The following is a 21,570-nucleotide window of genomic DNA, read 5'->3' as shown; positions in this document are numbered from 1 at the left end:
TTCCATTCCAGGGGAGACGCGCGGCCTGTAGAGCAATTCCCGCCTTGCGCCAAACTGAACGTTGGCGGGCGGCGCCTACATCGTCACCAGCTGGCGGACCGCCTCGCCGTCGCGCAGGCGATCGAAGCCGGTGTTGATGTCGGCGAGCGGCAGCGTGCCGCTGACCAGCCGATCGACCGGCAGGCGTCCGGCGCGATAGAGCGCAACGTACCGGGCGACGTCGCGCACCGGCACGCAGCCGCCGATATAGCTGCCCTTCAGCGTCCGCTCCTCGGCGACCAGCTGGACGATGCCGAGCGGCAGGGTGGCGGTGGGCTCGGGCAGGCCGGCGGTGACGGTGGTGCCGCCGCGGCGGGTGATCGCGACCGCCGTCTCCAGCGCGCGGACCGATCCCGCCATCTCGAACGCGGCATCGACACCGCCGCGGGTCAGCGCGCGGATGCGGTCGACCGCGTCGGCATCGCGTGCGTCGATCGTGTCGGTCGCGCCCAGCGCGGCGGCGAGGGCGAGCTTGTCCGGCGACAGATCGATCGCGACGATCCGCGACGCACCCGCCGCGACCGCGCCGAGCAACGACGACAGGCCGACGCCGCCCAGCCCGATCACCGCCACCGACTGGCCGGCGCGAACGGCACCGGTGTTCAGCACGGCGCCGACCCCGGTCAGCACCGCGCAGCCGAACAGCGCCGCCTCTGCCAGCGGCAGGTCGCGGTCGACCTGGACCAGCGACCGCCGCGACAGCACCGCATGGCTGGCGAAGACCGAACAGCCGAGATGGTGGTGGACCGGGGCGCCGTCGGCATCGGTCAGCCGGCTGCCCCCGGCCAGCAGCTCGCCGCGATTATTGGCGAGGGCGCCGGGCTCGCACAACGCCGGGCGCCCCTCCGCACAGGGCAGGCAATGGCCACAACTGGGCATGAACACGGTGACGACATGGTCGCCCACGGCCAGGTCGTCGACGCCGGCACCCACCGCCTCGACCACGCCGGCCGCCTCGTGCCCCAGTGCCATCGGCAGCGGCCGGGGACGGTTACCGTCGATCACCGACAGGTCGGAGTGGCAGAGCCCGGCGGCGGCGACGCGGACCAGCACCTCGCCCGGGCCGGGCGGTGCCAGCTCCAGCGCCTCGATCGCCAGCGGCCGGCTGGCGGCATAGGGAACGGGGGCGCCCATCGTGCGGAGTACGGCGGCCTGGATCCTCAAAGCAACGTCTCCTTCGCGGGCATGGCTAACGCGCGCGGCGTGCGTGGGATAGCGTCGTCGCGAGCCGGGGCTTGGCCGCATGCCGCCCGCCATCCTATACCGACCGGATGCCCGAACGCGCCCTTCGCGACCAGTATCGCCGCTTCGTCGCGGTGCCGACCCGGTGGATGGACAACGACGTATACGGCCACCTGAACAACGTGGTCCATTACTCGCTGTTCGACACTGCCGTGAACCGGACGCTGATCGAGGCCGGGCTGCTGGACATCCATCACGGCGCGATCATCGGGCTGGTGGTGGAATCGGGGTGCCGGTACCACGCTCCGCTCGCCTATCCCGACATCGTCCATGCCGGGCTGCGCGTCGGCCGGCTGGGGCGCAGCAGCGTCCGGTACGAGATCGGGCTGTTCCGCGGCGACGAGCCCGAGGCGGCGGCGGAGGGCCATTTCGTCCATGTCCATGTCGACCGGACGACGCGGCGCCCGGTTGAGCTGCCGGCGAAGTGGCGCCGCTTCTTCGAAAGCCTGACGTCTCAGGCGTAGGCGGGCAGCCAGTCGGTCGCGATTTCGGCATGGCGATCGACGAAGCCGGTGAAGGCGACCAGCGCCGCCTCGTCGAGGATGCGGATGCGGCGACCGGCGCGGCTGATCATGCCGCGCGTCTCCATCTCGCGGACGGTGCGGTTCACATGCACCTTGGTCAGGCCCAGCGCGTCGCCGAGATCCGTCTGGGTCAGCGGCAGGTCGAAACTGTCGACGACGCCGCCCGCCGTCACGCGCAGCCGCGCGAGCATGTCGAGCAGCAGCGTCGCCAGCCGCTGGATCGCGTTCATCCGGCCCACCGAGGTCAGCCGGTCGCTGAGTGCGACGTTCTCCGCCGCCGCCACCGCATAGAGCAGCCCGGCCAGCCGGCCCTGATCCGCCAGCAGCTCGCCCAGCTTCGCCTTCGGCACCTCGGTCACGATTCCGTCGCTGACCGCGGTCAGCGTGGCGGACGCGCGCGACCAGGCGATCGACGACGTGCCGATCAGGTCGCCGGGATAATGGAAGCGCAGGATCTGCCGTCCGCCGATCACCGGCCGGGTCGACGAATGCAGCCAGCCCTGTTGCACGACGAACAGCGCATCGATCGGCCCGCCGGCCTCGATCAGCGTCTCGCCGGCGAGCAGGCGACGCCTGCTGCCCTGCATATCCTCCAGCGCAGCGACCTCGGCCGCGGTCAGCGGCAGATAGTGCGCGAGGCGGACTGACAGCGCGCTCTGAGTACCGGCCGGCGAGGAGAACATCATGGCACCGGGACATGCCATGTCCATTTCGCCGGGGCAACGGCAGTAAGGCACGAAGATCGTCATCTTTTTTCCGGTCCTCGATCGGACGGAACGCCGATCCCCGGATGTCGGTTGAGCCCCGGCCTTCAGGAGCCGCCATGTCCTTCAAATCGCTTCCCGTTTCCGCCGCGATCGTCGCGGTTGCCCTGGCGGAGGCGAAGGGCGACGTCGTCTTCCTGGCGGAGGACGCGCAGCGTGCGGTCGCCGTGGCGGAGATCGCCGCCGGGCTGATGCCCGATGCGGTCGTCGCGTATGTCCCCTCCAGCGATGCCTTGCCGGGCGAAGCGGCGCCGCCATCGCCCGCCAGTGTCGGGCAGCGCGTCGCGGCGCTCCGCCGGATTCGCTGCGCGACGCAGGTGGGCAAACGCCGGCTGCGCGTGATCCTGGTCACCACGGCCGAGGCGTCGGGGCTGCGGTATCCAGAGCCGGCGGCGTTCGATGCGGTGCCGCCGACGATCGCCACCGGCGCGCCGGTGGATGTCGAGGCGTTCGCGGTGAAGGCGGCCGAACTCGGCTACCAGCGGGACGATCGGGTCGACGAGCCGGGCGAGATCGCGGTCCGCGGGCAGGTGATCGACATCTTCCCTGCCGACCATGAGGGGCCGGTGCGGATCGAGCTGGACGGCGGACAGGCGACGGCTATCCGCCGCTACGACCCTGTCACCCAGCGGACGGTCGACACGCTGGAGCGGGTGGAACTCGGCCGGGCGGCCGAGCCGGCGATCGAGCGCGGGGTATCGATCCTGGCGCATTTGCCCGAGGCGGCGGTGGCGAGCGATCCGGCGACGGCCATGCGCCGCGACCGTTTCCTGCGGATCGCCGGCGAATTGGGCGCGCGGGGTCGCGGTGCGGACGTGCTGGTGACGGCGGCGGACTGGAACGCCGAGCTTGGCGGACGGGCGGACCTGACCCTGGCGGACGATGGCGAGGAGGCGCCGCGTTTCGTCGAGAAGCGGGCGCCGCTGCGATCGTTCGCCCGCTTCGTGGCGGCGCGGCGCGACGATGCCGTGCTGGTGATCGCCGGCAGCGACCGCGACCTGCGCTTCCTGTCGCCGCGGCTGGCGAAGGCGGGCAAGCTGGACTTCGCACCGGCCGCGGACTGGGCGGTGGTCGTCGCGGCGGGCGCGGGATCGGCGCTGCTGCTGACCGCACCGATCCATCGCGGGTTCGTGCGCGGCGGGGTGGCGGTGGTGGCCGCCGCCGACCTGCTCGGCGGACGCGCAGGCGACATGGCCGCGCCCACCCCGTCGGGGGCGATGTTCGGCAGCGCCGGCGACCTGGCACCGGGCGACGTCGTGGTGCACGAGGATTTCGGCATCGGGACGGTCGAGGGGATCGAGCCAATGGAGGACGGTGGCGACGCGCTCGTGCTCGCCTATGCCAAGGATGCGCGACGGCTGGTGCCGGTGGCGGAGGCCGATCGCATCTGGCGGTACGGGGCGGAGGCCGAGGGAGTGTCGCTCGATTCGCTGGACGGGGCGAGCTGGCAGAAGCGGCGCGGCGCGATCGACCGGGCAGTGGCCGAGAGCGCGCGGACGCTGGCGGCGCTCGCCGCCGAGCGCGAGTCGCGGGCGACCGATCCGATCGAGCCCGATACCGCGGCGTACGAGCGGTTCGCCGGCGGTTTCGACTTCACCGAGACGGCCGATCAGGCGCGTGCCATCGCTGCGGTTCGCCACGATCTGGCCAGTGGGCGGCCGATGGACCGGCTGGTGGTCGGCGATGTCGGCTATGGCAAGACCGAGGTGGCGTTGCGCGCGGCGGCGCTGGTCGCGCTTGCCGGGCGGCAGGTGGCGGTGGCCGCGCCAACGACGGTGCTGGTGCGGCAGCATCTGGACACCTTCAACCGTCGCTTCGAGGGGACGGGGATCGAAGTCGCCGGCCTGTCGCGGCTGACCGGCACCGCGGAGCGCAAACGGATTGCCGCCGGGCTGAAGGATGGATCGATCGGGGTGGTCGTCGGTACCGGCGCCATCGCCGGCAAGGGCATCGGCTATCGCGATCTGGCGCTGGTGGTGATCGACGAGGAGCAGCGGTTCGGTGCGGCCGACAAGGCGAAGCTGGCGGGGCTGGGCGCCGGTCATGTCCTGACGCTGAGCGCGACGCCGATCCCGCGCACGCTGCAATCCGCGCTGGTCGGATTGCAGGACATCTCGATCATCGCGACCCCGCCGGCCCGGCGCCAGCCGATCCGTACCGCAGTGCAGCCGTGGGACGACCGTGCGGTACGCGCGGCGCTGATGCGCGAGCAGGGCGGCGGCGGGCAGAGTTTCGTCGTGGTGCCGCGGATCGAGGATATGGACACCGTGGCGGAGCGACTGACGCGGCTGGTGCCGGAGCTGTCGCTGATCCAGGCGCATGGCAAGATGGCCGCCGCCGACATCGACGAGGCGATGGTCGCCTTCGCGGCGGGCGATGGCGACGTGCTGCTGGCGACGAACATCATCGAGGCGGGGCTGGACGTGCCGCGCGCCAACACGATGGTGGTCCACCATGCCGACCGGTTCGGGCTGGCGCAGCTGCACCAGCTGCGCGGCCGGGTCGGGCGCAGCGGCCGGCGCGGGCAGGTGATGCTGACGACGGCGGCCGATGCCGAGATCGCGCCGGCGACGCTGAAGCGGCTGCGCACGCTGCAGGCGTACGACCGGCTGGGCGCCGGCTTCGCGATCAGCGCGCGCGATCTGGACCTGCGGGGAGCGGGCGACCTGATCGGCGAGGAACAGGCCGGCCACATGAAGCTGATCGGCATCGACCTGTACCAGTATCTACTGAGCCAGGCGCTGCGTCAGGCACGCGGCGAGACGGTCGACAACTGGACGCCGGACCTGTCGCTGGGCATTGCCGGCCGCCTGCCCGAGGCGTGGATCCCGGAACCGGAGGTCAGGCTGGCGCTATATGGCCGGCTCGCCCGGTTGCAGCGCGGATCGGCGATCGACGCCTTCGAAGAGGAGGTGGAGGACCGGTTCGGCGCCATTCCGGCGGAGGCGACGGTTCTGCTTGACCTGGCACGCGCGCGGCGGCTGGCCCGGGTGGCCGGGATCACCCGGATCGATGCCGGGCCGGCGGCGATCGCCTTCACCCCGCGGCACGGTGGCGAGGCGGCGCCGGAGGGGCTGGTCGACAAGAACGGCCGCTGGCTGCTCGCCGAGCGGATCGACGATGCCGGCGAGCGGCTGGCGCGGGTGACCGCGTTGCTGGGGGACTGGGCCGGCGACTGAAGAGGTCCCGGTCCGTTTCGCCAGTCGTGCCCAGACCTCTGCTTGGGTGCGATCCGTTCAGGATGAAGCACCTTCCCCGGCGAAGTAGGGAGGCCACCGCAATGGATTTCCGTTGCCGGTCTGATCTATAACTCGGGGGGCAGCACCATGATGCCCCGGCGCCGTCAGACCTCGTTCTGGTAGTTCTTCAGCTCGTCGCCGACGATCCGCGTGACGTGGAGCACGTTGGTCGAGCCGGGGGTGCGGAACGGCACGCCGGCCATCACCACCACCTGCTCGCCCGCCTTCGCCATGCCGTGGCGCAGGGCCATGCGCTTCGACTTGGCGACCATCTCCTCGAACGATTCAACGTCGCGGGTGTGGACGGCGTGGGTGCCCCAAAGCAGGCCGAGGCGACGGGCGGTCTCCGCGCGCGGCGTCAGGACCAGGATCGGCACCGACGGCCGCTCGCGCGCGATGCGGCGGGCGGTGGAGCCGGAGGTGGTGAAGCAGATGATCGCCGCCGCCGACACCGTGCGGGCGATGCCCTTCGCCGCCTCGGCCAGCGCGTCGGCGGTCGTCGGATCGGGCTTCATGACGGTGAAGTGGACGCGGTCGCCGTGCGCAGGATCGCTTTCGACCGACTTGCCGATCGCGTTCATCATCGACACCGACTCGACCGGCCACTGGCCCGCCGCGCTTTCCGCCGACAGCATGATCGCATCCGCGCCGTCGTAGATCGCGGTCGCGACGTCGGACACCTCGGCGCGGGTGGGGGAGGGCGACTGGATCATCGATTCGAGCATCTGGGTGGCGACCACCACCGGCCGGCCCATCCGGCGCGAAACCTCGACGATACGCTTCTGGAGCGGCGGCACCTGCTCGGGCGGCATCTCGACGCCCAGATCGCCGCGGGCGACCATCACGCCGTCGCACTGCTCGACGATCTCCTCCAGCCGCTCGATCGCGGCCGGCTTCTCGATCTTGGCGAGGAGCGCTGCCTTGCCCTTGATCAGGCCGCGCGCCTCCATCAGGTCCTCGGGCCGCTGGACGAACGACAGCGCAATCCAGTCAACGCCCTGCTCGACCGCCCAGGCCAGGTCGCTGCGGTCCTTCTCGGTCAGTGCCGCCATCGGCACGACAACGTCGGGGACGTTCAGCCCCTTGTTGTTCGACAGCATGCCGCCGACCTCGACCGTGGCGACGATCCGGTCGGGCGCGTGATCGGTGACGCGCAGGACGAGCTTGCCGTCATCCAGCAGCAGGCGGGCGCCCGGCTCGATCGCGGCGAAGATCTCGCGGTGGGGCAGTTCGACCCGGGTCGCGTCACCGGGCGTGGGATCGCGATCAAGGACGAAGGTCGATCCGGTGATCAGCTCGACCTTGCCCTCGGCGAAGCGGCCGACGCGCAGCTTGGGCCCCTGAAGATCGGCGAGGATCGTGGTCGGGCGCTGGAACGTCTCTTCCATCGCGCGGATCGCCTGGACGACCGCGACCTTCGACTGCTGGTCGCCATGGCTCATGTTGATCCGGAAGGCGTCGGCACCCGCCTGGAACAAGGTGGCGATCATCTCCGGCGAGTTGCTGGCCGGGCCGAGCGTCGCGAGCACGCGCACCTTGCGCGAACGGGGGGCGAAAGCCTTGGTCATCGAATGGGTTTCCTGGGTGCAGGCCGCCGTCCTAGCCACTATCTGCCGTCGATCAACCTTGGAGCATACGAATGGATGAACTCGATCGCCTCGACGATGCCGCCGCCGCCGCCGCTTTCCGGCGCCTCGTCAGGCACCTGCGCCATCGCAGCGACGCGCAGAACGTCGACCTGATGGGGCTGGCCGGCTTCTGCCGCAACTGCCTGTCGGACTGGATCGGCGAGGCGGCGGGGATCGACCGGGAGGCGGCGCGGGTCGCGATCTACGGCATGCCCTATGCCGAGTGGAAGGAGCGCCATCAGGCGGATGCGACGCCGGAACAGCTGGCGCGGATGAAGGAGAGCGTAGCGAGGAACGCCGGCTAGGCCGGGCAGCGCGGGGCAGCGATCGGCGAGGCCCTTGCCCCGCCGACATTTCCCTCTAACCTCCGGCAGATGGGGCGCATCGCGCCCGTCGGGGGGGAATTGGCCATGCTGCGTTCGATCGTCGTTGCCGGGATGCTTGCGGCCACGGCGCCAGCGACGGCGCAGACCCCGCCCGCCGCCGCGCCGGCCGCGCCGATCACCTACATCCATGCCGGAACGCTGCTGGACCGGCCGGGCGAGCGGCCGCGCGGCAACAGCACGGTGGTGGTGCAGGGCGGCCGCATCGTCGAGATCCGCGACGGCTTCGCGACACCGCCGGCGGGGGCGACCGTGATCGATCTGCGCGACCGGTTCGTGCTGCCCGGGCTGATCGACATGCATGTCCACCTGCTCGGCATCGGCGGCGATCCGATGCGCGCACGGCTGACCGCGTTGAACACCGAGCCGGCCGACGACGTGCTGTACGGCGCGGGCAACGCGCGCGCCACGCTGATGGCGGGGTTCACCACGGTCCGCGATCTGGGCGGCGAGCCGCGCAGCATCCGCGCGTTGCGCGATGCGGTGGACCGCGGCGACATCGACGGGCCGACGATCGTCAACGCGGGTGCGCCGATCTCGGTCACCGGCGGGCACGGAGATCCGCTGAACGGGCTGGCCGAGCCGTTCGCGCACGCCGTCGCGGCGACGGTCGAAAACACCTGCGACGGCCCCGACGATTGCCGCCGTGCGACCCGCCGCCAGATCGGGCTGGGCGCGCAGGTGGTGAAGATCACGGCGACCGGTGGCGTCCTGTCGAACGTGTCGGGCGGGCTGGGCCGCGCCTTCACGCCCGAGGAGATGCGCGCCATCGTCGAGACCGCGCACGGGCTGGGCCGCAAGGTCGCCGCGCACAGCCACGCCGCCGACGGGACCAAAGCGGCGCTGGAGGCGGGCGTCGATTCGATCGAGCACGGCAGCTTCCTGGACGACGAGGCGATCGCGCTGCTGAAGAAGACCGGCGCCTATCTGGTGCCGACGGAACTGGCACCGGTCGCCGCGCTGGCGCAGGCGCGCAGCGGCGCCCTGCCGCCGGCCACCATCCCCAAGGCCGAGGCGGCGGCGGCCGCGATGGTCGACAGCCACCGGCGGGCCCTGCGCGCCGGAGTGAAATTTGCGTTCGGCACCGATTCCGGCGTGTCGAAGCACGGCATCAACGCGCAGGAATTCGCGCTGCTCGTCGACTCGGTCGGGATGACCCCGGCTCAGGCGATCCGCACCGCCACGATGGCTGCGGCCGACCTGTTGGGGAAATCCGGCGAGATCGGAACGTTGGCACCCGGCAAGACCGCCGATCTGATCGCGGTGTCGGGTTCGCCGCTGGACGATGTCCGCCGCCTGGAGGCGGTGGATTTCGTCATGCACCGCGGCATCGTCGCGAAATCACTGGAGAAATGAGCATGCCGATCGTTGCCCCTCTCCATCGCGCCCGGCCATAGAGTGGTGGCGACGATGCGCCGGACCGCGACCGACGATGCCCGCGCGCATCTCGCCGCGACCCTGATCGCGACGGGCAGCGAAGACCGCGCGGCGTTCCACGAACTGTATCGGCTGACCTCCGCGAAGCTATTCGGGATCGTGCTGCGTATCTGCGGTGATCGATCGGCGGCGGAGGACGTGTTGCACGACGTGTATCTCGTCATCTGGCGCCGGGCGGGCGCCTGGGAACCGGGCAGGGCGAGCCCGATCAGCTGGCTGGCGACGATCGCCCGCAACAAGGCGATCGACTGGCGCCGCGCGCATGGCGTCAGGCGGACCGCAGGGCTCGACGAGGCGCCCGACATCGCCGATCCGGCGCCGGACGCGGAGGCGCTGCTGGTCGAGGCGGGCGAGCGCCACTCGCTGCACGATTGCCTGCGCGAGCTGGAGGATCGGCAGCGTGAGGCGATCCGCACGGCCTTCTTCGACGGCGTCACCTATGCCGAGATCGCCGAGCGGCGCAGCGTGCCGCTGGGCACCGCCAAGAGTTGGATCCGGCGCGGGCTCGCGCGGCTGAAGGAGTGCCTCGACCGTGGCCGCTGACGAAGATCCCGATGTCGCCGCCGCCGAGCTGGCACTGGGCCTGCTGGAGGGCGAGGAGCGCGCCACCGCGCTGCGGCGCGTCCTGGCCGACCCGGCGTTCGCCGCCGAGGTGGAACGCTGGCGCCAGTGGCTGGCGCAGCTGTTCGATCTTTGGCCGGAGGTGGAGCCGCCGGTCGAACTGATCGACCGCATCGATGCCAGCCTTGGCGGGGTCACCGTGCCGTCCACCCGGCGTTTCCCGTGGCCGCTGCTGGCGATCGCCAGTGCGGCGCTGGCGGCGTGCCTGCTGGTCATCGTCGCGATCCGGCCGGGCGACGGCCCGCCGCCAGGCCCGCCACCGGTCGCAGCGCCCGCCGCCTCGGAGCCGGTGCTGGTCGCCGCGATCGGTGGCGAGGGCGCGGCGGTGGCCGCATCGTTCGATCCTGCCGACGGCAGCCTGCGCGTGACCGCCGCACCCAAAGTGCCGAGCGGTCGCGCGGCGCAGCTGTGGGTGATCGGCAACGACGGCGTACCCTATCCACTGGGTCTGCTGGCATCCGACGCGACGCTGCTGACGCTGCCCTCGGCAGACCGCGCGCGGATCACCGCCGGAGCGACGCTCGCCATCTCGATCGAGCCGCCCGGCGGCTCGCCGACCGGCAAGCCGACCGGCGCGGTGATCGCCACCGGTCCGCTGGCGGCGGTGTGACGATGGACGCTATCGCCGTTATGGCGGGCCCTTGAACAGGCCCGCTGCGATATCGGCCGGAACGTCGCTCGACGCGTCCTTCGAGGCCCGCTTCACCTCCGCCGAGTTTCTGCGGATGAACGAGGCTGGCGCGTTCGACGCCATGATGGTGGTCGACTGATGCCGCGGGTCGCTGCGACCGCGATGGGCCTGGGTTTCGCCGGTTTGCTGCCGCAGGTTGCAGCCCTGCTGCTGATGATGCTGGGACTGCGATCGTACGGCGACCTGGGCGGCCTGCTGGCGCTGACGGGTTATTGGCTGGCCATCGGCTATGGCGCGCTGATCCTGAGCTTTCTGGGCGGGATCTGGTGGGGATATGCGATGCGACGAGAGACGGGGCAGGGGCGCCTCGCCGTGACGGCGGTCGTGCCGTCGCTGGTGGCGTTCGGCACGGTCATCGCCGCCGCCTGGTCGCTGCCACAGGCGCCGTCGCCATGGCCGGCCATCGCGCTGGGTAGCGCCATCCTGCTGACCCTGCCGGTCGACCGGCGCCTGACATCCAGCGGAGAGGCGCCGGCGAACTGGATGGCGCTGCGGCTGCCGCTGTCGATCGGCCTCGGGACTTTGACGATCGCGGCGGGAATAGTGCTGGGGAGCGGCGGCTAGGCCGCCTTGCGCAGTTCCAGCCGGCCCCAGATCTCGACCAGCGCATCGGTCAGCTCGCGCATCATCGCGGGGCTGTGCGCCGGACCGGGGGTGAAGCGCAGCCGCTCGGTGCCGCGCGGCACCGTGGGATAGTTGATCGGCTGGACGTAGACGCCGTATTCCGCGAGCAGGATGTCGCTGATCTTCTTGGCCTTTACCGGATCCCCCACCATCACCGGCACGATGTGCGTCTCGCCGAGCATCACGGGCAGGCCGGCATCCGCCAGCATCGCCTTCAGCTGCGCGGCCGAGGCCTGCTGCCCCTCGCGCTCGACGCTGGAGGATTTCAGGTGGCGTACGCTCGCCAGGACACCGGCGACCAGCACCGGCGACAGCGACGTGGTGAAGATGAAGCCGGGCGCATAGCTGCGGATCACGTCGACGATCGTGCGATCCGCGGCGATGTAGCCGCCCATCACACCGAACGCCTTGCCCAGCGTCCCCTCGATGATGGTCAGCCGATGGGCAAGCTCGTCACGCTCGGAAATGCCGCCGCCGCGCGCGCCGTACATGCCGACCGCGTGCACCTCGTCGAGATAGGTGAGGGCATTGTACCGGTCGGCCAAGTCGCAGATCGCCGCAACCGGGGCAACGTCGCCCTCCATCGAGTAGACGCTCTCGAACGCGATCAGCTTGGGCACGCCGGGATCTTCCGCGGCGAGCAGCTCCTCGAGATGAGCGACATCGTTGTGGCGGAAGATCCGCTTCTCGCAGCCCGAGTTGCGGATGCCGGCGATCATCGAGGCATGGTTGAGTTCGTCGGAGAAGATGACGCAGCCGGGCAGGATCTTCGCCATCGTCGCCAGCGTCGCCTCGTTCGAGACATAGCCCGAGGTGAACAGCAGTGCCGCTTCCTTGCCGTGCAGGTCGGCCAGTTCGCCTTCCAGATCGACATGATAGTGGGTGTTGCCGCCGATGTTGCGGGTGCCGCCCGATCCGGCGCCGACATCGTGCAGCGCCTCTTCCATCGCCGCGATCACCTTGGGATGCTGGCCCATGGCGAGATAGTCGTTCGAGCACCAGACGGTGATCGGCTTGGGGCCGTTGTGCCCCGCGAAGCAGCGCGCATTGGGGAACGCCCCCCTGGTCCGCAGGATGTCGATGAACACGCGATACCGGCCCTCGGCGTGCAGCCGATCGATCGCCTGAGTGAAGACGCGCGAGTAATCAACGCGCGGCGCAACGGTGCCGTCAACGGTCATGAGCCGCACTTAGCCGCCTCGTCCTTAATTTTCCAGCGCGATCCGCCGATCATGGTGATCGGGGCGGTGGACAAATTGTCCCAGCCCGGCGGCAACCACGGCGCCGCTACAGGGCGTCGACCAGCGGGAAGCCGCGGCCGGCCAGCCCGGCCGCGATCCGCCGTTCCCGATCGCCCAGCCGGGTGAACACCAGTCGCCCGGGCACCGGATGCGCGGGCCAGTCCTGCCCGGCGGTCAGCGCTGCGATCCGCCGTGCGATCCCCGGCCCGCCGTCAACGAACCGCATGCCGGCCGGTGCGACCGCGGCCATCTGCTCTTCCAGCAGCGGGAAGTGGGTGCAGGCGTTGACGATCACGTCGACGCGGTCGCCACCCGGCTGGGCCAGCAGTCCGGCCAGTTCCGCACCGATCCGCTCGGGCGATGGAGCCTCGCCCGCCAGCGCCGCCTCCGCCATCTCGACCAGCGCGGCCGAGCCGTGGCGCAGCACCGTGCAGTCGCCCGCGAACCGCGCCGCGAGATCGTCGACATAGGGCTGGCGCACCGTCGCCTCGGTGCCGAGGACGCCGATGGTGCGCGTCACGCTCATCGCCGCCGCCGGCTTGATCGCGGGCACGGTGCCGACCACCGGCAAGTCCAGCGCGGCGCGGACCGCGGGTAGCGCGATCGTCGAGGCGGTGTTGCAGGCGATCACCACCAGCCGCGGGCGATAGCGCTCCACCAATCGCCCTAGCAGCGCGGGCACGCGCGCCGCGATCTCCGCCTCGCTGCGGGTGCCGTACGGGAAGCCGGCCGAGTCCGCGGCATAGACGATCGGCGCTGTCGGGATCAGCGCCAGCGTGGGCGCGACCACCGACAACCCGCCGACGCCGGAATCGAGGAACAGGAGCGGTCGCGTATCCGTCATCCACGCTCCCTTATCCCGCCGGTCGCGTCCGGTCAGCCCCTGCCGGCGGGCGATCGGGGCGGCGGGGTGCTTGACCCAGGTCGGTGGACAGGCGACCGGCGATCGCTATGATGATCGGGAGGGGGACGTGTTGCTCACCGAACTACTCTGGGTGGCCCCGGCGCTTGCGCTCGCGATCGGCTATGTACTCGGTTCCATTCCGTTCGGCGTCATCCTGACCCGGGCGGGCGGTGCCGGCGACCTGCGCCAGATCGGGTCAGGCAATATCGGCGCCACCAACGTGCTGCGTACCGGCCGCAAGGGACTGGCCGCCGCCACCCTGTTGCTCGACCTGCTGAAGGGATCGGCCGCCGTCCTGCTCGTCGAGGCGCTGTTCCCCGGAGAGGGGCCGCTGGCGGCGATCGGCGCGTTCGTCGGCCATTGCTATCCCGTCTGGCTGGGCTTTCGCGGCGGCAAGGGCGTGGCGACGCTGATGGGGGTGGTGCTGGCGCTGCACTGGCCGTCGGGCCTGGTCTATGCCGCCGTGTGGCTGGGCCTGCTCGCGGCGCTGCGCATCTCCGCGGTCGCGGGCATGGCCGCGGCGATCAGCGCACCGGTGGCGGCGGCGCTGTGGGGACGGTTCGATCTGGTGCTGATGCTGCTCGCCTTCGCGCTGATCGTCGTGTGGAAGCACGGCGACAATATCGAGCGGCTGCTGGCCGGCACCGAGCCGCGCGTCGGACGATCGAAGACCGACCGGGCGTGAGCGACGCGGCAGCGGCGCAGCTGCGCCTGATCCGCACGCCGTCGATCGGCCCCGTCGCCTATCGCCACCTGATCGCCCGGTTCGGCAGTGCGGCCGCGGCGCTGGAGGCGCTGCCTTCGCTCGCCCGGCGGGGCGGCGGGGTGCCGCCGGTGCCGCCTCCAGCCGCAGCGATCGAGCGGGAGCGCGAGCGGACCGCGAAGCTGGGCGCGCGCTACCTGTTCCTCGACGATCCCGACTATCCGCCGCTGCTGGCGCAGCTCGACAATGCGCCCGCGGCCCTGGTGTGGCGTGGAGACCTGACGCTGGCGATGCGGCCGTGCGTGGCGATCGTCGGCGCCCGCAACGCCTCGGCCGCCGCCTGCCGGTTCGCGCGGCAGCTGGGCGCGGAACTGGCACTGGAGGGAGCGACGGTCGTCTCCGGGCTGGCGCGCGGCATCGACACCGCCGCGCATCACGGGTCGATCGGCGGTGGAACGATCGGGGTGATCGCCAGCGGCATCGACGTGGTCTTCCCGCCCGAGAACGCGGCGCTGCAGGAGGAGGTCGCAACGCGCGGGCTGCTGCTGGCCGAACAGCCACCCGGCACCGAGCCGCGTGCCCGCCACTTCCCGCTCCGCAACCGCATCATCGCCGGGCTCGCCACCGGCACGGTGGTGGTGGAGGCGGCGCCGAAATCAGGATCGCTGATCACCGCCCGGCTGGCGGCAGAGGCGGGGCGCGAGGTGATGGCGGTGCCCGGCAGCCCGCTCGACCCGCGGGCACAAGGGTGCAACCTGCTGATCCGGGAGGGCGCGACCCTGATCCAGAACGCCGCCGACGTGATGGAGCTGATCCGCCCGATCGATCCGCGCGCGGTGCGGGCGCCGGGCATCGGCTATGCCGCGCCGCCGCCGGAGGATCCCGACGACGCCGCCCGCGCGCGGATCGCGGCGCTGCTGGGCCCGGTCGCGGTGCCGGTCGACGAGCTGATCCGGCAGTCGGGCGCAGCGCCCGCGGCGGTGCAGATGGTGCTGCTGGAGCTGGAACTGGCGGGGCGCCTGATGCGTCACGCCGGCGGTCGGGTCAGCCTGGACCAGCCCGCTTGACGGGGCCGCCACCGGCCCCAATCCTCGCGCGTACACGTAAGGACGCTATCGGAACGCCATGCAGCTCGTCATCGTCGAATCGCCCGCCAAGGCGAAGACCATCGAAAAATACCTCGGTTCGGACTATCGCGTGCTCGCCAGCTACGGTCACGTCCGCGATCTGCCGCCCAGGGACGGCTCGGTGAATCCCGATGACGGGTTCGCGATGGAGTGGGAGAACTACGCCGACAAGGCCAAGCAGCTGAAGGCCATTGCCGACCTGTCGAAGACCGCCGACCGCCTGATCCTGGCGACCGATCCCGATCGTGAGGGCGAGGCGATCAGCTGGCATGTGCAGGAGGTGCTGCGCGGCCGCCGCGCCCTGCCCAAGGATGTCCAGCGCGTCACGTTCAACGCGATCACCAAGCCCGCCATCCTGGCCGCGATGAAGGCTCCGCGCGAGCTGGATACCGACCTGATCGACGCGTACCGGGCCCGTCGTGCGCTCGACTATCTCGTCGGCTTCACCCTGTCGCCGGTGCTGTGGCGCAAGCTGCCGGGCGCGAAGTCGGCGGGTCGGGTGCAGTCGGTGGCGCTGCGCCTGATCGTCCAGCGCGAACGCGAGATCGAGGCGTTCCGCGCTCAGGAATACTGGTCGGTGACCGCCGGACTGGAGCATGACGGCACGCCCTTCACCGCCCGGCTGGTCATGTGGCAGGGCAAAAAGCTCGACCGTCTGTCGATCGGCAACGAGGGCGATGCGCTGGCGGCGAAGGCGGATGTCGAGGCCGGCCGCTTCTCGGTCCAGTCGGTCGAGACCAAGCCGGCGACGCGCAACCCGCCGCCGCCCTTCACCACCTCGACCCTGCAGCAGGAGGCGGCGCGCAAGCTCGGCTTCTCGGCCGATCACACGATGCGGATCGCGCAGGGCCTCTACGAGGATGGGGCGATCACCTATATGCGGACCGACGGCGTGCAGATGGACGGCAGTGCCATCTCTGCCGCGCGTAAGGCGATCGCGGAGCGCTACGACGGCGGCTACGTTCCCGACAGCCCGCGCCAGTACCAGACCAAGGCGAAGAACGCACAGGAGGCGCACGAGGCGATCCGCCCGACCGAATTCGGCAACGATCGCTATGGCGGCGGCGACCATGCGCGGCTGTACGACCTGATCTGGAAGCGGGCGATGGCCAGCCAGATGGCGTCCGCACGGATGGAGCGGACCACGGTCGAGCTCGCCGAGGGCACCGGCCGCCATGTGCTGCGGGCGACCGGGCAGGTGGTGCTCTTCCCCGGCTATCTCGCGCTCTACGAAGAGGGGCAGGACGACTCGGCCGACGAGGACGCGCGCCGGCTGCCCCGCCTGCGCGAGGGCGATGCGCCGGCGAGGAAGAGCGTCGACGCCGAGCAGCATTTCACCCAGCCGCCGCCCCGCTTTTCCGAAGCGTCGCTGGTCAAGCGGATGGAGGAACTGGGGATCGGCCGCCCGTCGACCTATGCCTCGATCATCAAGACGCTGAAGGACCGCGCCTATGTGCGCGTCGAGAAGAACCGGTTCATCGCCGAGGAGAGCGGACGGCTGGTGACGGCGTTCCTCGAACGGTTCTTCGAGCGCTATGTCGGGTACGACTACACCGCCGGGCTGGAAGAGGAGCTGGACGACGTGTCCGGCGGCCGGGCGGAGTGGCAGGCGGTGCTGGAGGCGTTCTGGCGCGACTTCAAGCCGCGCACCGCCGAGGTGATGGAGCAGCAGCCTTCCGCGATCACCGCCGAACTCGACATCTTCCTGGCGCCGTATCTGTTCCCGCAGCGGGCGGACGGCGGCGACCCGCGGCTGTGCCCGAACTGCGGCGCGGGACAGCTGTCCTTGCGCGGCGGGCGGTTCGGGGCGTTCATCGCCTGCTCCAACTATCCGGAATGCAAGTACACCCGCCGCTTCGCGCAAGGCGGAGAGGCGGGCGAGGATACGGGACCGGAGACGCTGGGCAACGACCCGGCCACCGGCCTGCCGGTCGAGCGGAAGTCGGGTCGGTTCGGTCCCTATATCCAGCTGGGCGAGGGTAAGGAGGCGAAGCGGGCCTCGATCCCGAAGGATGTCGAGCTCGATCTGGAATGGGCGCTGAAGCTGCTCAGCCTGCCGCGCACGATCGGCAAGCATCCGGAAACGGGTGAGGACATCACCGCCTCGATCGGGCGCTATGGCCCCTATCTGGCGCATGCGGGCAAGTACGCCCGGCTGCAATCGACCGCGGAGGTGTTCGAGACGGGCATGAACGCCGCGGTGGTGAAGCTGGCCGAGGCGGCGGCGGGTGGCGGCCGGCCGGCCCGCGGGGCGGCGCGTGCGCCGCTGAAGGAGCTGGGCCAGCATCCGCGCACCGAGCTGGAGCTGAAGCTGATGGAGGGGCGGTACGGTGCCTATGTCACCGACGGCACGACCAACGCGACCCTGCCGAAATCGATCACGCCCGATCAACTGACGCTGGAGGAAGCCGCCTCGCTGATCGACGCACGGGCCGCTGCGGCACCCAAGCCGAAGAAGCCGGTGAAGAAGGCGGCGGCGAAGAAGGCCCCGGCCAAGGCGGCCGCGAAGAAGGCGCCGGCGAAGAAGAAGGTCGCCAAGGCGGAGTAGGTTCGCCACCACCCATCGTCGTCGTTCCCATGAAGACTGGATCCAGAACGCCGGGTAGCAGGGCGTTCAGGCCGCCGCGCGCATCGATCCCATCCACGCCCGTGCCGCGGCCTGAGCGGTCGCGATCTGGCGGGCGCTCATCGCGGCGGCGACCTCGGCGCGGGCATCCTGCGCGGCGGCCATGCCGGCGACGGCGGCCAGGTTGAACCACTTGTGCGCCTCGATCAGGTCGATCGCGACGCCGGCGGTGCCGGTCTGGTAGCAGATGCCCAGGTCATAGGCCGCATCGCCATCGCCCATCGCCGCGTCGGCCATGCGGTGATCGATGGGAAAGTGCAGTGTCGTCGTCCGGTCGGTCATCAAAGGTATCCCCAATCCTGTTGGGGCCACTCTGGACCGATTCGGTCTACCAAATGGTTAATGCGATTAACCCTGACGGCGGCTCAATCGACCGCGATATTATCTATAAGTCGAGTCTGACCCATCCGCGCCGCTGCAAGCAGCCGGCGCGGGCGGTCCGCGGCCGGATCGGGCGCCAGCGTCTCCGCATTCGCGAGCGCGACATAGTCCACCTCGAACCCCGCACCGGCCAGCATCGCGCAGGCATCCGCCAGCACCGATCCGCTATCCTCGCCGCGCGCGATCGCCCTAGCGGCGATCCCCAGCGCGCGGGGCAGGGCCACGGCGCGGGCACGCTCCTCCTCGTCGAGGTAGATGTTGCGCGACGACAGGGCCAGTCCGTCGTCGTCGCGCTGGGTCGGCACGCCGACGATCTCGACGTCCATATCCAGATCGGCGACCAGCCGGCGGATCACCGCCAGTTGCTGATAATCCTTCTCCCCGAAACAGGCGGTATCGGGGCGAACCTGGTTCAGCAGCTTGGTGACGACCGTCGCCACCCCGTCGAAATGGCCGGGGCGGGAGGCGCCGTCCAGCCCCTCGCTGACCCCGGCCACGCCGACGGTGGTGGCGAACCCGTCCGGATACATCGTGGCGACATCGGGCATCCACAGCAGGTCGCACCCGCCCTCCGCCAGCAGCCGTGCATCGGCCGCCTCGCGCCGGGGATAGCGGGCGAGGTCCTCGGTGGGGCCGAACTGGCGCGGGTTAACGAAGATCGACGCGACGACGCGGGTGCCCGGCCGCCGTGCGGCGTCGACCAGCGCCATATGCCCCGCATGGAGCGCGCCCATCGTCGGCACCAGCGCCACCCGTGCGCCCTCGCTGCGCCACGCAGCCAACTGCTCGCGCAGCGTGGCGAGATCACGGACGGTCAACACGGGAAAACTCCCCCTCGAAACATGCGGTCGAGGCTTCTATGGAGGGTCATCAACGGGATCAACAGGGAACACGGGCGAGCGGATGAGCGGTCCACATATCATCGTCTTCGCCAACGAGAAGGGCGGCACCGGCAAGTCGACGACCGCGGTCCACACCGCGATCGCGCTGGCGGCGAAGGGCGCGCGCGTCGCCTGTTTCGACCTCGACCATCGCCAGCGCACCACCGGCCGCTACCTCGACAATCGGGCGGAGACGATCCGGCGCAAGGGCGTGGCATTGCCGATGCCGCGCCACGCCACGCACGACGGCGAGAGCGAGGACAGGTTCGAGGAGGTGTGGCATTCGCTGACTGTCGACACCGATTTCCTGATCGTCGACACGCCCGGCCGCGACGATCATTTCGCGCGCACCGCTGCAACGCTGTCGAACACGCTGGTCACACCGATGAACGACAGCTTCGTCGATTTCGACCTGATCGGCCATGTCGATCCCGAGACGTTCCAGGTGACCCGCCCCTCCTTCTATTCGGAACTGATCTGGGACGCGCGCAAGCAGCGGGCGCGGGCGGACGGCACCACGATCGACTGGGTGGTGCTGCGCAACCGGCTGCAGCATGTCGAGGCGCGCAACATGCGCCGCGTGTCGGACGCGCTGGGCCAGCTGGCCAAGCGCGTCGGCTTCCGTATCATCCCGGGACTGGGTGAGCGCGTGATCTATCGCGAGCTGTTTCCACAGGGGCTGACGATGATCGACGCACGCGAGTTCGGGGCGATGGGTCTGGCCCATGTCGCCGCGCGGCAGGAACTGCGCGAGATGATGGCGGGGCTGCAACTGCCGGAGGCGGGTGCAGAGTATCCGCGCGAGCCGGCGGGGGTTGCGGCGTGAAGTGGATATTCGCCGCCCTCCTGATCTGGGCGGCGTGGACCTATCTGAAGCCGAGCGGCAAGCGGCGCCTGGCAGGTGATCGCGAGCGATCGGAGCGTGGCGTCGCCGATCGTGCCGCGCGGCAGCGGACCGACGCCTATGCCACGCTGGGCATCGCACCCGGATCGGACACCGACACGATCCGGGCCGCGCATCGCCGCCTGCTGGCCGGTGTCCACCCCGATCGCGGCGGGTCCGACGCGCTGACCCGGCGCGTCAACGCCGCGCGCGACCTTCTTCTCGGCGAACAGTGAGCCATCGCTTCCACCCCGACATCCTGCGCGAGTACGACATCCGCGGCACCGTCGGCCGCACCCTTTCCGTGGCGGATGCGCACGCGCTCGGCCGCAGCTTCGCCACCGTCCTGCGGCGCGGCGGCGGGCGGCGGATCGCGGTCGGGCGCGACGGTCGCCTGTCCTCGCCGATGCTGGAGGAGGCGCTGGTCGCCGGCCTCGTCCGGGGCGGGGTCGATGTCGTCCGCATCGGCATCGGGCCGTCGCCGATGCTCTATTATGCCGAGGCGGTGCTGGAGGTCGACGGCGGCATCCAGGTAACCGGCAGCCACAATCCCGCCGACGACAACGGCTTCAAGATGATGCTGGGCCATCGCTCGTTCTGGGGTGAGGACATTCGTACCCTGGCGACGATCGCCGCGGCGGGCGACTGGAGCGAGGGGGCGGGAACCGTCGCCGATGCAGTGGTCCTCGACGATTATGTCGCACGGTTGATGGCGGGCTATGCCGGCGGCACCTATCGCATCGGCTGGGACTGCGGGAGCGGGGCGGCGGGACCGGCGGTCGAGCGGCTGGTTCGGTCGCTGCCGGGCGAACATCACCTGCTCTTCACCGAACCGGACGGCAATTTTCCGCACCATCACCCCGACCCGACCGAGGAGGCGAACCTCGCCCATCTGCGCGCGCTGGTCGCCGACGAGGGGCTCGACTTCGGTCTGGCGTTCGACGGGGACGGCGACCGGATCGGCGCGATCGACGGGCGCGGCCGGGTGATCCATGGCGACGAGATCCTCCAGCTGCTGGCCGAGCCGCTGCTGCGCGAGCTGCCCGGCGCCACGATCATCGCCGATGTGAAGGCCAGCCAGGCGCTGTTCGACCGGGTGCGCGATCTCGGCGGCATCCCGCTGATGGCGCGCACCGGCCACAGCGCGATCAAGGCGGAGATGCTGCGCACCGGTGCGCCGCTGGCCGGCGAGATGTCCGGCCACATCTTCTTCGCCCAGGATTATTACGGCTTCGACGACGCGCTGTACGCGGCGGTGCGGCTGATCCGCGCCATCCATCTGTCCGGCCGGTCGCTCACCGAGTTGCGCGACACGATGCCGGCGCGGGTCGCGACGCCGGACCTGCGCATCCCGGTCGCGGAAGAACGCAAGCATGCGCTGGTGGCGGAAGTCGCCGCCCGCTTGGCGGCGGCGGGCGCGACCGTCGACGCGACCGACGGGGTTCGCGTGCGCGAGGCGGAGGGATGGTGGTTGCTCCGCGTCTCGAACACGCAGGCCGCCGTGACCGTCCGGGCAGAGGCGGGCGATGCCGCCGGGCTCGACCGGCTGCTGGCGATCGTCGATGGCCAGCTGGCCGCTAGCGGCGTGGCGCGCTGAAGCCCTCGCAATTCGGCGTCATGGGCCCCAGATAG

The 21,570-nt window shown here is 70.7% G+C and carries 21 protein-coding genes; 14 read left to right on the top strand and 7 right to left on the bottom strand.

Going from position 1 to position 21,570, the window contains the following annotated elements; genetic code table 11:
- Positions 1 to 75 precede the first annotated feature (75 nt).
- The gene (locus tag ABC319_RS07455) at positions 76 to 1,203 is read right to left on the bottom strand and encodes a zinc-dependent alcohol dehydrogenase family protein (RefSeq protein WP_413069611.1); all 1,128 of its coding nucleotides are present in this window, start codon (positions 1,201 to 1,203) and stop codon (positions 76 to 78) included.
- A gap of 71 nt (positions 1,204 to 1,274) precedes the next feature.
- On the opposite strand from ABC319_RS07455, the gene ABC319_RS07450 reads away from it, so the two are divergent.
- Positions 1,275 to 1,745: an acyl-CoA thioesterase gene (locus tag ABC319_RS07450; RefSeq protein ID WP_413069610.1), complete on the top strand. Its 471-nt coding sequence runs from the start codon at positions 1,275 to 1,277 to the stop codon at positions 1,743 to 1,745.
- On the opposite strand, the gene ABC319_RS07445 is transcribed toward ABC319_RS07450, so the two are convergent.
- On the bottom strand, positions 1,736 to 2,554 hold the full coding sequence (locus tag ABC319_RS07445; protein ID WP_413069609.1) for a Crp/Fnr family transcriptional regulator: 819 nt from the start codon (positions 2,552 to 2,554) through the stop codon (positions 1,736 to 1,738). The genes ABC319_RS07450 and ABC319_RS07445 overlap by 10 nt on opposite strands.
- A gap of 74 nt (positions 2,555 to 2,628) precedes the next feature.
- Here ABC319_RS07445 and ABC319_RS07440 point away from each other — a divergent pair, with 74 nt between their 5' ends.
- Positions 2,629 to 5,748, top strand: a complete 3,120-nt coding sequence (locus tag ABC319_RS07440; protein WP_413069608.1) for a helicase-related protein — start codon at positions 2,629 to 2,631, stop codon at positions 5,746 to 5,748.
- 164 nt (positions 5,749 to 5,912) lie between these two features.
- Here ABC319_RS07440 and pyk read toward each other — a convergent pair whose 3' ends face one another.
- A complete protein-coding gene (gene pyk, locus ABC319_RS07435) occupies positions 5,913 to 7,376 on the bottom strand; it encodes a pyruvate kinase (protein WP_413069607.1) in 1,464 nt (487 codons plus the stop codon).
- 71 nt (positions 7,377 to 7,447) lie between these two features.
- On the opposite strand from pyk, the gene ABC319_RS07430 reads away from it, so the two are divergent.
- The 6 genes from ABC319_RS07430 (at position 7,448) to ABC319_RS07405 (ending at position 11,132) form a co-directional block, all read left to right on the top strand.
- A complete protein-coding gene (locus ABC319_RS07430; RefSeq protein ID WP_413069606.1) occupies positions 7,448 to 7,741 on the top strand; it encodes a DUF1244 domain-containing protein in 294 nt (97 codons plus the stop codon).
- A 105-nt stretch (positions 7,742 to 7,846) separates the two neighbouring features.
- Entirely contained in the window at positions 7,847 to 9,175 is a 1,329-nt protein-coding gene (locus tag ABC319_RS07425; RefSeq protein WP_413069605.1) for a metal-dependent hydrolase family protein, read from the top strand.
- Between the two features lie 54 nt (positions 9,176 to 9,229).
- Positions 9,230 to 9,799, top strand: a complete 570-nt coding sequence (locus ABC319_RS07420; protein ID WP_413071646.1) for a sigma-70 family RNA polymerase sigma factor — start codon at positions 9,230 to 9,232, stop codon at positions 9,797 to 9,799.
- Entirely contained in the window at positions 9,789 to 10,487 is a 699-nt protein-coding gene (locus tag ABC319_RS07415; RefSeq protein WP_413069604.1) for an anti-sigma factor, read from the top strand. The genes ABC319_RS07420 and ABC319_RS07415 overlap by 11 nt, the downstream gene beginning before the upstream one ends.
- A 31-nt stretch (positions 10,488 to 10,518) precedes the next feature.
- On the top strand, positions 10,519 to 10,647 hold the full coding sequence (locus ABC319_RS07410; protein WP_413069603.1) for a hypothetical protein: 129 nt from the start codon (positions 10,519 to 10,521) through the stop codon (positions 10,645 to 10,647).
- Entirely contained in the window at positions 10,647 to 11,132 is a 486-nt protein-coding gene (locus tag ABC319_RS07405; RefSeq protein ID WP_413069602.1) for a DUF3429 domain-containing protein, read from the top strand. Before ABC319_RS07410 ends, ABC319_RS07405 begins: the two co-directional genes overlap by 1 nt.
- Here the strand turns inward: ABC319_RS07405 and hemA are convergent.
- Together hemA and murI are read right to left on the bottom strand one after the other, a co-directional pair.
- Positions 11,129 to 12,373, bottom strand: coding sequence for a 5-aminolevulinate synthase (gene hemA / locus ABC319_RS07400; RefSeq protein WP_413071645.1), 1,245 nt, complete (start codon positions 12,371 to 12,373; stop codon positions 11,129 to 11,131). The genes ABC319_RS07405 and hemA overlap by 4 nt on opposite strands.
- A 106-nt stretch (positions 12,374 to 12,479) precedes the next feature.
- Positions 12,480 to 13,277: a glutamate racemase gene (gene murI / locus ABC319_RS07395; RefSeq protein WP_413069601.1), complete on the bottom strand. Its 798-nt coding sequence runs from the start codon at positions 13,275 to 13,277 to the stop codon at positions 12,480 to 12,482.
- A gap of 151 nt (positions 13,278 to 13,428) precedes the next feature.
- Between murI and plsY the strand changes: the two genes are divergently transcribed.
- Genes plsY through topA form a run of 3 tightly spaced genes read left to right on the top strand, consistent with a single transcriptional unit; the run spans position 13,429 to position 17,715 of the window.
- Positions 13,429 to 14,022 carry a glycerol-3-phosphate 1-O-acyltransferase PlsY gene (plsY, locus tag ABC319_RS07390; RefSeq protein ID WP_413071644.1) on the top strand — a complete coding sequence of 198 codons (594 nt, stop codon included), beginning with the start codon at positions 13,429 to 13,431 and terminating at the stop codon, positions 14,020 to 14,022.
- Positions 14,019 to 15,107: a DNA-processing protein DprA gene (dprA, locus tag ABC319_RS07385; protein WP_413069600.1), complete on the top strand. Its 1,089-nt coding sequence runs from the start codon at positions 14,019 to 14,021 to the stop codon at positions 15,105 to 15,107. Before plsY ends, dprA begins: the two co-directional genes overlap by 4 nt.
- Positions 15,108 to 15,165: 58 nt before the next feature.
- Positions 15,166 to 17,715 (top strand): type I DNA topoisomerase, encoded by a 2,550-nt coding sequence (topA, locus tag ABC319_RS07380; protein WP_413069599.1) that lies wholly within the window; start codon positions 15,166 to 15,168, stop codon positions 17,713 to 17,715.
- Between the two features lie 66 nt (positions 17,716 to 17,781).
- Here topA and ABC319_RS07375 read toward each other — a convergent pair whose 3' ends face one another.
- Both ABC319_RS07375 and panC read right to left on the bottom strand, forming a co-directional pair.
- On the bottom strand, positions 17,782 to 18,075 hold the full coding sequence (locus tag ABC319_RS07375) for a hypothetical protein (RefSeq protein ID WP_413069598.1): 294 nt from the start codon (positions 18,073 to 18,075) through the stop codon (positions 17,782 to 17,784).
- A gap of 83 nt (positions 18,076 to 18,158) precedes the next feature.
- Entirely contained in the window at positions 18,159 to 18,995 is an 837-nt protein-coding gene (panC, locus tag ABC319_RS07370; protein WP_413069597.1) for a pantoate--beta-alanine ligase, read from the bottom strand.
- Between the two features lie 82 nt (positions 18,996 to 19,077).
- Here panC and ABC319_RS07365 point away from each other — a divergent pair, with 82 nt between their 5' ends.
- The 3 genes from ABC319_RS07365 to pgmG are packed head-to-tail and all read left to right on the top strand — an operon-like array spanning position 19,078 to position 21,535.
- Positions 19,078 to 19,881, top strand: coding sequence for a division plane positioning ATPase MipZ (locus ABC319_RS07365; RefSeq protein WP_413069596.1), 804 nt, complete (start codon positions 19,078 to 19,080; stop codon positions 19,879 to 19,881).
- On the top strand, positions 19,878 to 20,174 hold the full coding sequence (locus ABC319_RS07360) for a DnaJ domain-containing protein (protein WP_413069595.1): 297 nt from the start codon (positions 19,878 to 19,880) through the stop codon (positions 20,172 to 20,174). Before ABC319_RS07365 ends, ABC319_RS07360 begins: the two co-directional genes overlap by 4 nt.
- Entirely contained in the window at positions 20,171 to 21,535 is a 1,365-nt protein-coding gene (gene pgmG / locus ABC319_RS07355; protein WP_413069594.1) for a phosphoglucomutase/phosphomannomutase PgmG, read from the top strand. Before ABC319_RS07360 ends, pgmG begins: the two co-directional genes overlap by 4 nt.
- Positions 21,536 to 21,570: the final 35 nt, after the last annotated feature.

Source organism: Sphingomonas phoenicis (genome assembly GCF_047238005.1).
Lineage (GTDB): Bacteria > Pseudomonadota > Alphaproteobacteria > Sphingomonadales > Sphingomonadaceae > Sphingomonas.
Note: the sequence above shows the minus strand (reverse complement) of the source record. Positions and strands in the feature narration are given on the sequence as shown.

Excerpts from the sequence above, each read along its gene's own strand:
- ABC319_RS07445 (WP_413069609.1), bottom strand. The coding sequence starts at position 2,554 with ATGACGATCTTCGTGCCTTACTGCCGTTGCCCCGGCGAAATGGACATG.
- ABC319_RS07440 (WP_413069608.1), top strand. The coding sequence starts at position 2,629 with ATGTCCTTCAAATCGCTTCCCGTTTCCGCCGCGATCGTCGCGGTTGCC.
- pyk (WP_413069607.1), bottom strand. The coding sequence starts at position 7,376 with ATGACCAAGGCTTTCGCCCCCCGTTCGCGCAAGGTGCGCGTGCTCGCG.
- ABC319_RS07430 (WP_413069606.1), top strand. The coding sequence starts at position 7,448 with ATGGATGAACTCGATCGCCTCGACGATGCCGCCGCCGCCGCCGCTTTC.
- ABC319_RS07425 (WP_413069605.1), top strand. The coding sequence starts at position 7,847 with ATGCTGCGTTCGATCGTCGTTGCCGGGATGCTTGCGGCCACGGCGCCA.
- ABC319_RS07420 (WP_413071646.1), top strand. The coding sequence starts at position 9,230 with ATGCGCCGGACCGCGACCGACGATGCCCGCGCGCATCTCGCCGCGACC.
- ABC319_RS07405 (WP_413069602.1), top strand. The coding sequence starts at position 10,647 with ATGCCGCGGGTCGCTGCGACCGCGATGGGCCTGGGTTTCGCCGGTTTG.
- hemA (WP_413071645.1), bottom strand. The coding sequence starts at position 12,373 with ATGACCGTTGACGGCACCGTTGCGCCGCGCGTTGATTACTCGCGCGTC.
- murI (WP_413069601.1), bottom strand. The coding sequence starts at position 13,277 with ATGACGGATACGCGACCGCTCCTGTTCCTCGATTCCGGCGTCGGCGGG.
- topA (WP_413069599.1), top strand. The coding sequence starts at position 15,166 with ATGCAGCTCGTCATCGTCGAATCGCCCGCCAAGGCGAAGACCATCGAA.
- ABC319_RS07375 (WP_413069598.1), bottom strand. The coding sequence starts at position 18,075 with ATGACCGACCGGACGACGACACTGCACTTTCCCATCGATCACCGCATG.
- ABC319_RS07365 (WP_413069596.1), top strand. The coding sequence starts at position 19,078 with ATGAGCGGTCCACATATCATCGTCTTCGCCAACGAGAAGGGCGGCACC.